We start from the raw sequence: 13,113 nt of genomic DNA, 5'->3' as shown, positions 1-13,113 counted from the left end.
GCGGGTCAATTGCCCTCGGAATCGACGACGAACACCTCGGGCTTGCCCCGCGACAGGGGATCCCAGCCGGCCGACAGCGCGGAGCGAACGCAACGCGTGATCGTCGCATCGTCCAGCTGGAGACGGCCGCGCGGCAGTCCCTTGAGCAACCGCTTGGGCGCCGGGAACTCCATCCACGCCTCGCGCTTGGCATCGCGCTGGGCGACCGCGATGGTCATCCCCTTCCAGCCCTCGTCGTCGGACAGATGGGGCTCGCGCTGCAGACGCCAATCATAGGTCACGCCATCCAGATCGATGGCACCGCTGGTGCTCAGGGATTTCGACATCGGAAGCCCCTAGCACGGGAACCGCGCCGACGCACGGGCGCAGGTCCGTCGCGCTACTGCACCAGCCCCGCCACGATCGGCAGCGCCGAGGCGAAGATCGTCGGCAGGCCGTTGTGGATGTAGATCCACTTCGCATAGTCCAGGAAGACGTCGGTGCGATAGGCGGTCACGTCGTTGCCGAAGGTGAACATTGCATAGTCGGTGCCGAGCCGCTCGGTCAGCGCACTGCTCTCGGCGGGATCCATGCACTGGATCTCGAAGTGAATCACCGCCGGACGGCAGCCATGGTCGAGCACGTCGTCGATGATCGCCTTGTCCATGCCTTCGGCGTCGATCACCAGGATCTCCGGCATGCGGCCTTCCACCTGCGCGGCCAGCGCGTCGAAGCCGGTCACCGGCACGGTGACGCGTTCGATGCAGCTCTGGATGCGGCGCGTCGTCTCCGCATCGATGGTGAGGCCGCCGATCGCATTCTTGTCGTCATAGACGGACGAAATGCCGAGCACCCAGCGCGGCAGGCCCGCCGCTGCCGCCTTGTCCGGGTTGATCGCGTTGAGGACCAGCGGCTTTCCGTCGGCGCTATAGGCCTGCTGCAGCAGCACGGCGTTGCGGTTGTTGGCATAGCCGCGTTCGAGCATGCCGAACATGTACGGGTTGGGCTCGAGCAGCAGCGCGGGCGGATCGTAATTGACCATCGCCGAGCGCAGCGGATCGACGAGGACGCCGTCCGCCGCGCCGATCTGCCACACCATGCGATCGCGGTCCTGGTCGAGCAGCCAGTGGACGATCTTGTCGAATGCGAAGGCCGGGCGGTCCGCCGGCGCCACCGTCAGGCTGCCGCCGAGAAACTGCGCCGCCTCGGCGGCCATGGCGCGCGAATCGGCCATGACCTTGAGCACGACCTGGAGATTCGCGGCCCATTCGTCGTCGAAGCCTTCCAGGATGCCGGCCGCGTCCACCAGGTCGCCCCTGGCGAGCAGGTCGAGCGCCTTGCCCTTCTTCTGCTCGGGCGGCAGCCAGGCACCGCCCCACACATGGATGCCCAGCGTCTCGCCGAGGTCCTTGCGGCGGATCGAGGACAAGGGGGCATCGTACAGATAGGGGTAGAAGCTTGCCGGCGGCAGCCGCCGATGCGCGTGCTTCGCCAGATAGCTGCCGAACAGCCAGGGGCCGGTCGTGACGTTCGGGCGCGATTCATCGGGCTCGGCGGCGAGGATATGGTCGATCAGGTCGCGGAAGATCGGATGCCCCGCCGGCGCGCCGATGAAGCCGATCGAGCAATATTCGGTGGCATCGGTCTCGTTGCAGACGGTGAGTTCGCGGCACAGCGCCGCCGGTTCGAAATGCGCATAGGGCATGATGTCGCAATCGAGATAGATGCCGCCATGCGTGTAGAGGATCTCGTAGCGCGCGAGATCGGCGCGCGAGACATGGCTGGCGAAACGATCGAGCGCCGGCCGCGACAGCGTCAGCTCGTCGAGATCGCGGTCGGTCCAGGTGCGGAATGCGCAGTCGGGGAACTGGCGCTGCCAGGCTTGCCAATAGGCTTCGTAGGAGTCCGGAATCGGCCGCGTGCCGAACCAGATCCGGTGGAAGACAGTGGGCGCGTTCGGCGCGCCGCCCAGAGCGGGAACGGGGTTCGGGCGCACCGCGGCTGCCGGGACCGGCTTGCGGTCGACCGGGGCTGCGACCGGGGCCGGCTCCGGGGCTTGCCCGGTCACCACCTGCTGGTGCAGCTGGTCATAGATGTCCAGCGTGCTGCCCCATAGCTGCTCGGCATAGACCGGCCCGGGGCCCTCATATTTCACGCCGGAGAAATGCTCGGGGATGAAATAGTGGCTCGGGTAGATGCGCAAGCCGTGATAGCGATATTCGCGATAAGAGTCGGTGAGACGCTTCGGGCCGACGCTTTCCCACGCCATCCGGTCGACCACCGTCGGCTCCTGATAGATGTCGCCGATGATCTGCGCGACGAACGGGTTCTTCGGCTGCGCGGCGAAATAGCCCGCGGCGATCAGCCCGGGCCGCGTCATTTCGTTTTCCCAGCAGGCGAAGGCCTCGCAGTCGAGCAGATGGTCGTCGAGCGGGCGTACGCACACGCTGTCGGCATCGACGACGAAGCCGCCATGCTCGTACACGATTTCCCACCGCATCATGTCGGCGACGCCGTTCAGCTCGCGCTCGGACATCTCGCTCATGTGGCGGCCGTTGATCCAGCCGCGCTGCTGCAGCGACTCATTGCCCCAGATCCTGATCTCCCAGCCGGGATTGCGGGTGCGCCAGGTGTCGATGCAATTGTCCGGCCGCTTGGTTTCGTCCCCCACCCAGATGAAATGCAGAATCTTGGGTATCATGCAGCAGTCCTTCGATCCGATGGCCGTCGCGCGCGCAGCGTGTCCGTCCCCAATTCCCAGCGGCACGGGCGCGCGGAGGCCGTGGCCGCGCACGTCCGGAAGCATGGAGTAGCTGTAGGTCTTATAGACGCGGGGCACCGCCAGGGTCGGCCCGGATGAAGACTTGATTCAGCATAGTCACTAACCGCGCGCCGCTCGGACCGCGACTGCGGCGCCTCAGCGCTTTCCCGGATCCACCCGGTCCGCCAGCCGCGCGACTGCGGCGGCGTGGATGCCCTGCGTCGTCGCCAGCACGCCGTACGCCTCACCCGCGGGGGTGTTGAAGCCCAGCGCCTGGCCCAGTGCATCGGTGACCGCCGCACCCGCCTCGCGGGCGAGCAGCACCGCGGCGGCGATGTCCCATTCATGCCCCCAGCGCAGCGTCGCGACGAGGTCGGCCTCGCCCGCCGCGACCATCGCGATGCGCAGCGCGATCGAATTGGGCTTGGGCACCGCCACCAGGTCGCGGTCGACCCTGGGGAGCTGGTCCGCCGGCACCCGCGCGCCGGGGAGCTCCGCGCGTTCGGCGGCCCGCAAGGCCATGCCGTTGCGCCATGCCCCCGCTCCGGCCCGCGCCGTCCACACCTCGCCGCGCGCCGGTGCGTCGAGCACGCCGATCACCGGCTGGCCGTTCTCCACCAGCGCGATCGAGACCGCCCAGCCCGGCCGCCCGCGCAGATAATCGCGGGTGCCGTCGATCGGGTCGACCACCCAGAGCCGCGACAATGCCAGCCGGTCGGCATTGTCCACCGTCTCCTCCGAGAGCCAGCCGGCCTCGGGCAGCAGCGCCCCCAGCCGCGCGCGGAGCAGCGCGTCGACCTCCAGGTCCACCGCGCAGACCGGGTTGCCCGGCGCCTTTTCCCAGCGCGCGAAATCGCTCTGCCAGCGCGCCATCGCGTGCCGGCCCGCCTCGGCGGCGATCGCCGCGACCTCGGCGGCAAGCTCAGGCACCGGCGATTGTCATCCCGTCGATCCGGACCGTCGGCGCGTTGATGCCGTAGCGGAACTCGAGGTCGTTGGCAGGCGTCAGCGCCAGGAACATGTCCTTGAGGTTGCTCGCGATCGTCACTTCGGAAACGGGGACGGTGAGCTCGCCCTTCTCGATCAGGAAGCCCGCCGCGCCGCGGCTGTAATCGCCGGTCACGCCGTTGACGCCCTGGCCGATCAGCTCGAACACATAGAGGCCATGCTCGATTTCGCCGATCAGCGTCTCGGCGGGCACATGGCCCGCTTCCATATAGAGATTGCTCGGCGACACGCCGGGCGCGCCGCCGCCGCCGCGCGTGGCATGGCCGGTCGGCTCGAGCCCGAGCTGGCGGGCAGCGGCGCTCTCCAGCAGCCAGGTCTCGAGCAGCCCCTCGCGGACGATCTGCATCCGGCTGACCGGCAGCCCCTCGCCGTCGAAGGCACGCGAGCGCATCCCGCGCGGGCGGTGCGGATCGTCCCAGATCGTCACGCCGGGGGCGAAGATCTGGGTGCCCAGTGCATCGAGCAGGAAGCTGGTCTTGCGGGTGATGGCGGCGCCCGAGATCGCGCCCATGAGATGGCCGAGCAGCCCCGAGGAGACGCGACGATCGAACACCACCGGCATCGCGCCGCTGGCGATCTTGCGCGGGTTCAGCCGCGCCACCGCGCGCTCGCCGGCCAGCCGCCCGATCGCCTCGGGCGAGTCGAGCATCGCCGCATGACGGGCCGAGTGGTGCGCATGGTCGCGCTCCATCGCGCCGTCGCTGCCGGCGAGCACGCTGGCGGAAATGCCGTGGCTCGACTGCGCATAGGCACCGTGGAAGCCGTGGCTGGTGACGAGCGCGAGCTGCACCCGGCTCGCGCCGGCGCCTGCACCCTCGCTGTTGGTGACGCCCTCTACGCCGCGCGCGGCTTCCTCGGCGGCGAGCGCGCGCGCCTTGAGCGCGGCGGGTTCCACCTCGGCGCCGTCGTCGAGGTCGAGATGCGGCGGCAGGCCGTGCATCAGCCGGTCCTCGGGGGCGAGGCCCGCCCATTGGTCCTCGGGCGCCTCGCGCGCCATCGCGACGACGCGCTCGACCAGGGCGGCGATCGCGTCGCTGCTCAGGTCGCTGGTCGAAACGCTCGCCGAGCGCTTGCCGACGAAGACGCGCAGGTCGAGCTCCTCGGCCTCGGAGCGTTCGACATCCTCCAGCGCCCCCATCCGGACGGAGACGGAAAGCGAGCGGTCGGCGGAGAAGACGGCGTCGGCGGCATCGGCACCGGCACGGCGGGCACGCGCCACCGCATCGGCGGCGCGCTCCAGGGCCTGATCGTTGTTCAGCATCCCCGCGACTTAGGGGCGCGGGGGCACAAAATCAAAGTCCGGACATCCCCACGACCGCGCAGGCGGCGAGCATCAGGAACCCGGCATCGCGATTGGCGCGGAAACGACGCAGCGCGTTGGCCCCGTCGGCGGGCTTGAGTGTGGCGAGCTGCCAGACGAAATGCACCGCCACCGGCAGCAGCGCGAGCAGCGCCAGCGGATCGGGCCGCACCGTCCACAAGGCCGCCGCCCACAGCGCCACCGCGCCGATATAGAGCAGCCCCACGCCGCCCCGCACCCGCGCGCCCATCCGCCGCGCCGAGGAGCGCACGCCGACGATCGCGTCGTCCTCCACGTCCTGCAGCGCGTAGATCGTGTCATAGCCGATCACCCACAGGATCGTGCCGGCATAGAGCCACCACTGCGCCCCCTGCCGGCTGGCGAAGGCCGCGACCGGATCGCCCGCGACGAACCCCACCACCGCGCCCGATCCGAACACGATGCCGAGGAACGCCTGCGGCCACCAGGTGATGCGCTTCATGAACGGATAGGCGGCGACCACCGGCAGCGTCGCCAGCGACCAGAGCTTGGCGGGGGTGGGCATCGCCAGCCACACGGCCAGGCCGATCGCCAGCAAAACGGTGAGCCAGGTCCAGGCCGCGCGCAGCGAGACGGCACCGCTCGGCAGCGGGCGGCTGCGGGTGCGCTCCACCTGCGCGTCGAGGTCGCGATCGACGATGTCGTTGTAGACGCAGCCCGCGCCGCGCATCGCGATCGCGCCGAGCAGCATTGCCCCGATCCGCCACCAGCCGCCCTCAGGCAGCCCGGACAGCAGCGCCCCCCAGGCGCAGGGCAGGAACAGCAGCCACCAGCCGATCGGCCGGTCCAGCCGGGCGAGCAGCGCATAGGGCCGCCAGCCGCTGGGCAGCAGGCCGATGAAGCCGCGATGTTCGGTATCGGGGGTGATGGGGGTGGCGCCGGTCATGCGCCGCCTGCTGCCACAATCCGCCGCCCTCCCCCAGAAATTTTTCGGGCATAATTTCGCGACAATCCGGGCATAGCGGGACGGATGGATTTCACCGGGAGGGAAAGAATGCGGGGATTGCTGGTCGCGGGTTGCTTGCTGCTGGTGTCGGGAGTCGCGCAGGCGCAGGACGCGCCACGCCCGCGTGGGCTGTTCGTCAGCCCGATGGGCGAGCCGTTCCGCGGCACCCCCGACGGCAAGGCGCCGCAGGACGCCTGGTTCGACGGCGCCGACGCCGATCATGACGGCGCGCTGACGCTCGACGAGTTCCGCGAGGATGCGATGCGCTGGTTCAAGGTCCTCGACCGCAAGGGCGACGGCGAGATCGACCCCGCCGATATCGAGCGTTACGAGACCGTCCTCGCCCCCGAGGCGCGCGGCGGCGGCTTCGAGACCGGCGGCCCGACGATGGGCGACAATGGCGAGGTGAAGGCGGCCGATATCGGCTCCACCCGCGTGCTGAGCGGCCTCGCCCGCTTCAACTATCTCGGCAGCCCCGAGCCGGTGACCGCCGCGGACACCAGCCTCAACGGCGGCGTCAGCCCGATCGAGTTCATGAGCGCCGCCAAGCGCCGCTTCGACCTGCTCGACACCAACCATGACGGGAAGCTCACCAAGGCCGAGCTGCCCGAGCTGCGCACCGGATCGATGAAGCGCCGCGGCGGGCGTGGCGGCGGCGGTCACCGCGGTGGCCATATGGGCGGATCGATGGGCGGCAGCATGGGCGGCTGAGCCAAACGCCGGCGGAAGCACGGCTCAGGCAGCGTCCCTCCATCGACATCGCCTTGGTCAGCGCGCCGATCGCGCCGCCGATCCGGGGCTCGGCAGCCACGGGTTCCACGGCCCCATCAGGCTGCCGCCCGCGTCCACCGCGACGAAGGCGTCGAAGTTGGAGGAAATGCCACGCTGCATGTCGTCATAGCGCGGCTTTTGCTGGTCGGAGAGCTGGTCGCGCTTCAGGAGAGGCAGGCGCAGGGTCGTGCAGCACTTCGAAAGGCGCGGCGGAGATGCGCGCTGCACAAGCCCTAAGGTGCGCGCGCTGCTCCCCCGATCCTACCCGAGGATCGTCACAGAACGCGCCGCACCCCCGGGATCGCTCGCAACGCGCTGGCAAGCGCGAATGCACAGATACAAGCTGCTGCGGAGACCCCGATGAACTTGATCCAAGGCGCAGCGGGGATCGTCGCCGCCCATCGGCTGAGCGCGCCGACGACCGGCGGATGCACGATGAATGCGCCGAACGCATTTGCCGCGAACCACCGCGCCACCGGGCCCGAGCGCCGGGCCGGCGCCGCGGCCCAGGCGAACAGCGTCAGGATCACGCCGGTCGCGACGAACGGCTCCCACAGCGCATAGTAGAGCGCGTTCCAATTCCACCCACCTTCGAAGCCACCGGCGGCGCCGTGCAGGGCGATCACGACGGGCAGCGTCACGATGGCGAGAACCGCGACGGCAAGCCAGGGCAGGGCCGCACGCATGCCGATCCGCTCCAGAAGCCGGTTCGGCGCAGCAGCGATGCCGGCGAGAAACAACAGGATATAGCCCGGAAAATAGCCGAGCTGCAGCCACAGCACCTCGTGCCCGACCGGGATGACCAGCCGCACCGCGAAGGCCACCAGACCGATCCCGAGCATCGCCAGCAACAGCGTCCCCGGCCGCGGCAGTGCTGCCGCCGCTCGCCCGCTCGCCGGAAACGCGCCCGCCCAGCGCAACAGCGCATAGGCATGGGCGAAGATCAGCAGCGCCAGCGCGAACCAGAGCGGGCCCGGGCCATGCGTCCCGCCCATGATCCCCCGCCCCCACCGCCGCAGCAGATCCTCGCCACTCACGGCGTCGGCGATCGCGACGGTGAGCGGGAACAGGACGAAGAAGAACGCCAGCAGCGGCAGCCCGAGCCGGATCCCGCGGTCCGCCAGATAGCGGCCGGCGCCCTTCCGGCCGAACGAGGCGGGCGTGTAATAGCCCGCCAGCAGGAAGAACAGGCCCATGAAATAGGACTGGTTGACCGCGTTGAACATCACCAGCAGCGGGTTCGACGCGTTGGGCTCCTGCCGCCAGAACCATCCCCCCGACCCGCCATAGACGATTGCGGTGTGGTGCAGGATGACGAGCATCGTCATCAGCACCCGCACCAGATCGATGCCGGCGTTGCGCTGCGTCGGAGTGGGGTGGGGCGATGCCATCCCCACAATATGAAGCGAATCGTTGCGCTCGCCAACCGAGCTACGGGTGTAGGCCTACCCCGCCGCCAGCGCCGCGCGGATGCCGTCGATCACGAACTGCACCGCCAGTGCCGCGAGCAGGACGCCGAGCAGCCGCGACACCACCGCTTCGATCTTGGCGCCGACGATCCGCATGATCGGCCCCGCCGCCAGCAGCGCCAGCACGCACAGCAGCAGCACCGCCAGCATCGCCGAGAGCACCACCGCGGACTGCTCGATCCCCTTGCTCTGCGCCATCAGCAGCATCACCGAGGCGATCGATCCCGGTCCGGCGATCATCGGCATCGCCATCGGGAAGATCGAGATGTCGACCGGATCCTCGGCCTTCACCTTCTCGGCGCGGTCCTCACGGCGTTCGGTGCGCTTCTCGAACACCATTTCCAGCGCGATCAGGAACAGCATGATGCCGCCGGCGATGCGGAAGGCGTTGAGGCTGATCCCCAGCGCATGCAGCAGCGCCTCGCCGAACAGCGCGAAGCCGAGCAGGATGATCGCGGCGACCATTACCGCGCGCACCGCCATCGCGCGGCGATGCACGGCATTGGTCCCCGCCGTCAGCCCTGCGAAGATCGGCGCGCAGCCGGGCGGGTCGATGATGACGAAGAAGGTGACGAAGGACGAGACGAACAGCTCGATCAAATCGCGTCTGCCTCGAGCGTTACCCCCGCATTGCGGTGCGCGGCGACCAGCGTGTTGCGCAGCAGGCAGGCGATCGTCATCGGGCCGACGCCGCCCGGCACCGGGGTGATCGCGCCCGCGACGCTCGCCGCGCCGTCGAAGTCGACATCGCCGACCAGGCCATCCTCGGTGCGGTTGATGCCGACGTCGATCACCGTCGCGCCGGGCTTGAGCCACTCGCCCTTGACGAAGTGGGGGATGCCCACCGCCGCCACGACGATGTCGGCATGGCGGAGATAATGCGGCAGGTTGCGGGTGCGCGAATGGACGAGGGTCACCGTCGCGCTCGCCTTGGTGAGCAGCGCCGCCATCGGCTTGCCGACGATGTTCGAGCGGCCGATCACCACCGCGTCGAGGCCGGACAGGCTGCCCAGCTTGTCCTCGAGCAGCATCAGGCAGCCGAGCGGGGTGCAGGGCACGAAGCCCTCCAGGCCCGTCGCGAGGCGACCGGCATTGACCGGGTGGAAGCCGTCGACATCCTTCTCGGGCGAGATGCGCAGCAGCACTTCCTGCTCGTCGATATGCTTGGGCAGCGGCAGCTGGACGAGGATGCCGTCCACGCTCGCATCGGCATTGAGCTGGTCGACCAGCGCGAGCAGGTCCGCTTGGGTAGTATCCGCGGGCAGCTTGTGCTCGAAGCTCGCCATCCCGGCCTCGCGCGTCTGCTTGCCCTTGGAGCGGACATAGACGGCGGACGCCGGGTCTTCGCCCACCAGCACCACGGCAAGGCCGGGCACGCGCCCCGCCGCCGCTTCGAATGCAGGAACCAGGGTCGCGATGCGGGCGCGCAAGCCCGCGGCAAATGCCTTGCCGTCGATGATCTCAGCCGTCATGCCCCTCGCCATAGAGGCTGCGGGCGATCTGTTCCAGCGCCGTAGCGTCTCCGGCGATCGAAAGTCGCTTGAGCCGCGACGTCTCGCCCGCGATCAGCGTCACGTCGCGCTTGGGAACCCCGAACGTCTTGGCGACCAGCGGCACCAGCGCGGCATTGGCGGCGCCCTCCACCGGCGGCGCGGCGAGTCGCGCGGCGAAATGCTCTTGCGTCCCGGCTGCGAGCACGTCGCGCGACGCCCGGGGCGTCACCCGCACGGCGATCTCGAGTCCTGTGGCGCTAGGCCGCCAGGCCGGCACGGCTCAGAGCGCGGCGCCGGCGACCATGATCGCGATCCGCGGGATCACGATGTTCTGGAGGATGTAGAGGATCAGCAGCACGACCAGCGGCGAGATGTCGAGCGCGCCGAAATCGGGCAGGATGCGCCGGATCGGACGGTAGAGCGGCTCGGTCATCCGCTGCAGCGCGGTCCACACCGCACGCACGAAATCGCTGTGCGTGTTGATGACGTTGAACGCGATCAGCCACGACAGGACCGCCTGGATCACGATGATCCACCAGACGATGTTGAGCACCACCTGCACGATCTGCAGCAGCATCAGGCCAATCTGGGTCAATTCACTCTCCGCGACACCGTTTCAGGTGCGATATAGGATGAAATCCGCGCCGGACAATCAGGCGTGGACGAGCGTGCCGACGCCTTGGCGCGTGAAGATCTCCAGCAGCATGCCGTGCGGGATGCGCCCGTCGAGGATCACCGCCGCGTCGACGCCCGCCGCGACGGCGTTCACGCAGGTCTCCACCTTGGGGATCATGCCCCCCGAGATCGTGCCGTCGTCCTTCAGCGCCTGCACCCGCGCCGCATCGAGATCGGTGAGCAGGTCGCCGGTCTTGCTCAGCACGCCCGGCACGTCGGTGAGCAGGAAGAAGCGCTTGGCGCCACACGCGCCCGCGATCGCCCCCGCCATGGTATCGGCGTTGATGTTGTAGGTGTGCCCGTCCGCACCCAGCGCGATCGGCGAGACCACCGGGATGAAGCCCGAGGCCGCGAGCGACTGGAGGATGGAGATGTCCACCGCCACCGGCTCGCCGACAAAGCCTAAGTCGACATGCCGTTCGATGCCCTGCAGCGGATCGGCCTCGGTGCGCTGCACCTTTTCGGCGCGGACGAGGCCCGCATCCTTGCCCGAAATGCCCACGGCCTTGCCGCCGGCCGCCGCGATCCAGGCGACGATCTCCTTGTTGATCGATCCGGCCAGGACCATCTCGGCGATCTCGGCGGTCGCCTTGTCGGTGACGCGCAGGCCCCCGACAAAGGTCGATTCGACGCCGAGCCGCTTGAGCATGCGCCCGATCTGCGGGCCGCCGCCATGGACGACGATCGGGTTGATCCCCACTGCCTTCAGTAACACCACGTCTTCGGCGAAGTCGCGCGCGAGCTCGGGATCGCCCATGGCGTGGCCGCCATATTTCACGACGAAGGTGGCGCCGGCATAGCGCTGCAGATAGGGCAGCGCCTCGGTGAGGGTCTCGGCCTTGGCGAGCAGCGCCGGATGGGGTGCGTGGTCGGTCATGCGCGGCCCTTTAGAGCCGCTCAGGCCCTACGTCCATCGAGAGCGCGACCGAGCGCGACGGCGCCGGTGATCAGGAACGGCACGAGCACGATCGACAGCACCACCTTGGTGAGCATCTGCCCGCCCATCAGCTCCAGGATCGGCCGCGTGCCGAGGAAGGAGATGCTGATGAACAGCACGGTATCGACGATCTGCGACACCACGCTCGCCACCATGCCGCGGAACCAGACGAGGCCGCCCGGCCCGTCCCGCCCGCGCAGCTTGTTGAAGATGAACACGTTGAGCGTCTGCGACGTGCCGTAGGAGATGAACCCGGCGAGCATCATCCGCATCCCCTGCCCCACCACGATCGGGAAGGCGGCGACCGCGGGCGGGTACATGCCCGCATCGGCCGGCAGGATCAGCACCAGCTGGATCAGCGCGGCGGACATCAGCAGCGGCACGAAGCCCAGCCGCACCAGCCCGGTGGCGATCGCCTGGCCGTGCAGTTCGGCAACGGCGCTCGACAGCACGACGAGCAGCAGAAAGGCGAAGATCCCCGCCTCCACCGCCAGCGGCCCGAGCGCCACCTGCTTCACCCCGAGCACGCCCGCCATGCAGACCATGCCGCCATAGAGAATGGCGTAGACGAACAGCGAACGGGGGATGGCGAGCTTCTGGGTATCCATCGCCGGGTGCTAGCGCCAAAGCCCGCCGGGTGGAAGAGGCGTGAGGGGCGGAGGTGTCTCACCGGTTTCTGGATCACGCCCCGCGATCGCCCCGCTTGACGGCGCGCGCCGTCGTCAGCCGTGAAAGAGCGCGAAGTCGCTGGCGTAGAGCTGTTCGACGCGACCGACCGTGACGTTCGACATTTGGATAGGCTCGACGCTCGAGCGATTGAGTTCGGGCAGCACCTCGATCCCGAGCCACCGATTCAGATCGTCCGGCATGCGTCCCTTCTCCATCCGGAAGAGACGATCGACCATGGGGTTGCCGTCGGCGTCACACACGAAATCTGCCTGGGATTGCAGGGTGGTAATCGTCGTCAGCAGCTTGGGGTTAAGGTGAAGGCGCTCGACGAACTGATCGAACGTGTCGGTACCGCGCAACCGGAACATGTCATAGCGACTGACGGCGATCACGTCGGTGCCGCCATATTTGATGAACCGGTACGCAGATTGAAGCCGATCGAGCGGCTCGCGCAGCACGGCGAAGCTGGGAACGGCCGCGATTTCGGCGCCATACATCTCCCGCCAGAAGCTTGCCGTCGCGTGCGGAAGGTTGCGCCCGTAGAGATTGGCGCAGATCGACGTCCCGCCGGTCTTGGGAATGTGGATGAACAGGCGGCCCGCGGCGAGGACGGGCGGCACCATCGCGTTCCGGAACGCACGGCGCCACACCGGGCGTGTCAAGCGCGCGGCCGCCATTGCGGCGCCCAGACCTACGATGCCATGTCGCACCGTGTCCTTGGCAAGCAGAACATGCTCGGGCAGGAACCGCCAATCCACCAGATAGGGCCTATACTTGGCCGGGGTGTCGACAGGCCGCGCAACGGGCGCCACCGAAGCCGAGTCCTCGCCGGACGAGGAGGCGACATCAACGGTTTCGAGCTGTTCGTACCGGTCGCTCAATATGCGCGACTTCAACATCCATCTCCTAACGCAACACAGACCATCAATGCCTTTGCACGCTCGATCAGGAAAACCTTCTCTGCGATAAATTTCCTAGAAATACCCTCTTCACGACAAAAGGTTACGCCTGCGCAACATATAATATCATTAATGCTGCCGATACAGTATGTATTTCCGCGTAGCTT

At 68.4% G+C, this 13,113-nt stretch carries 15 protein-coding genes; 1 reads left to right on the top strand and 14 read right to left on the bottom strand.

The features are described 5' to 3' along the window. Positions 1-5: 5 nt before the first annotated feature. The 5 genes from CA234_RS01115 to ubiA form a co-directional block, all read right to left on the bottom strand. Entirely contained in the window at positions 6-326 is a 321-nt protein-coding gene (locus CA234_RS01115; RefSeq protein WP_125977200.1) for a hypothetical protein, read from the bottom strand. Between the two features lie 53 nt (positions 327-379). Continuing rightward, positions 380-2,680 (bottom strand): glycosyltransferase, encoded by a 2,301-nt coding sequence (locus tag CA234_RS01110; protein WP_126000665.1) that lies wholly within the window; start codon positions 2,678-2,680, stop codon positions 380-382. A gap of 216 nt (positions 2,681-2,896) precedes the next feature. Continuing rightward, on the bottom strand, positions 2,897-3,670 hold the full coding sequence (locus CA234_RS01105) for a 3'(2'),5'-bisphosphate nucleotidase CysQ (RefSeq protein WP_126000664.1): 774 nt from the start codon (positions 3,668-3,670) through the stop codon (positions 2,897-2,899). Beyond that, complete coding sequence (locus tag CA234_RS01100; protein WP_125977203.1) at positions 3,663-5,009, bottom strand: metallopeptidase TldD-related protein; 1,347 nt, start codon at positions 5,007-5,009, stop codon at positions 3,663-3,665. The genes CA234_RS01105 and CA234_RS01100 overlap by 8 nt, the downstream gene beginning before the upstream one ends. A gap of 31 nt (positions 5,010-5,040) precedes the next feature. Next, positions 5,041-5,973: a 4-hydroxybenzoate octaprenyltransferase gene (ubiA, locus tag CA234_RS01095; protein ID WP_126000663.1), complete on the bottom strand. Its 933-nt coding sequence runs from the start codon at positions 5,971-5,973 to the stop codon at positions 5,041-5,043. A 108-nt stretch (positions 5,974-6,081) separates the two neighbouring features. On the opposite strand from ubiA, the gene CA234_RS01090 reads away from it, so the two are divergent. Then, positions 6,082-6,744: an EF-hand domain-containing protein gene (locus tag CA234_RS01090; RefSeq protein ID WP_164521670.1), complete on the top strand. Its 663-nt coding sequence runs from the start codon at positions 6,082-6,084 to the stop codon at positions 6,742-6,744. 57 nt (positions 6,745-6,801) lie between these two features. On the opposite strand, the gene CA234_RS01085 is transcribed toward CA234_RS01090, so the two are convergent. The 9 genes from CA234_RS01085 to CA234_RS01045 all read right to left on the bottom strand — a co-directional run bounded on the left by CA234_RS01085 (position 6,802) and on the right by CA234_RS01045 (position 12,946). After that, the gene (locus CA234_RS01085; protein WP_125977206.1) at positions 6,802-7,032 is read right to left on the bottom strand and encodes a hypothetical protein; all 231 of its coding nucleotides are present in this window, start codon (positions 7,030-7,032) and stop codon (positions 6,802-6,804) included. A 47-nt stretch (positions 7,033-7,079) separates the two neighbouring features. Beyond that, positions 7,080-8,195 carry an acyltransferase family protein gene (locus tag CA234_RS01080; protein WP_126000661.1) on the bottom strand — a complete coding sequence of 372 codons (1,116 nt, stop codon included), beginning with the start codon at positions 8,193-8,195 and terminating at the stop codon, positions 7,080-7,082. A gap of 54 nt (positions 8,196-8,249) precedes the next feature. Then, positions 8,250-8,873: a MarC family protein gene (locus CA234_RS01075; protein ID WP_125976656.1), complete on the bottom strand. Its 624-nt coding sequence runs from the start codon at positions 8,871-8,873 to the stop codon at positions 8,250-8,252. Next, on the bottom strand, positions 8,870-9,745 hold the full coding sequence (gene folD, locus CA234_RS01070; protein ID WP_125976655.1) for a bifunctional methylenetetrahydrofolate dehydrogenase/methenyltetrahydrofolate cyclohydrolase FolD: 876 nt from the start codon (positions 9,743-9,745) through the stop codon (positions 8,870-8,872). Before folD ends, CA234_RS01075 begins: the two co-directional genes overlap by 4 nt. Continuing rightward, the gene (locus CA234_RS01065) at positions 9,735-10,043 is read right to left on the bottom strand and encodes a DUF167 domain-containing protein (RefSeq protein ID WP_125976654.1); all 309 of its coding nucleotides are present in this window, start codon (positions 10,041-10,043) and stop codon (positions 9,735-9,737) included. Before CA234_RS01065 ends, folD begins: the two co-directional genes overlap by 11 nt. Before the next feature lie 3 nt (positions 10,044-10,046). After that, positions 10,047-10,343 carry a YggT family protein gene (locus CA234_RS01060; protein WP_206431069.1) on the bottom strand — a complete coding sequence of 99 codons (297 nt, stop codon included), beginning with the start codon at positions 10,341-10,343 and terminating at the stop codon, positions 10,047-10,049. Between the two features lie 75 nt (positions 10,344-10,418). After that, entirely contained in the window at positions 10,419-11,318 is a 900-nt protein-coding gene (gene argB, locus CA234_RS01055; RefSeq protein ID WP_093297079.1) for an acetylglutamate kinase, read from the bottom strand. A 20-nt stretch (positions 11,319-11,338) separates the two neighbouring features. Next, positions 11,339-11,986, bottom strand: coding sequence for a queuosine precursor transporter (locus CA234_RS01050; RefSeq protein WP_125976653.1), 648 nt, complete (start codon positions 11,984-11,986; stop codon positions 11,339-11,341). Positions 11,987-12,100: 114 nt separating this feature from the next. Further along, positions 12,101-12,946: a hypothetical protein gene (locus tag CA234_RS01045; protein ID WP_125976652.1), complete on the bottom strand. Its 846-nt coding sequence runs from the start codon at positions 12,944-12,946 to the stop codon at positions 12,101-12,103. Positions 12,947-13,113 lie beyond the last annotated feature (167 nt).

The sequence above is a fragment of the Sphingomonas sp. ABOLE genome (assembly GCF_003950455.1).
Taxonomy (GTDB): domain Bacteria; phylum Pseudomonadota; class Alphaproteobacteria; order Sphingomonadales; family Sphingomonadaceae; genus Sphingomonas; species Sphingomonas trueperi.
The sequence above is the reverse complement of the archived record's forward strand: the minus strand, read 5'-3'. Positions and strand labels throughout refer to the sequence as shown.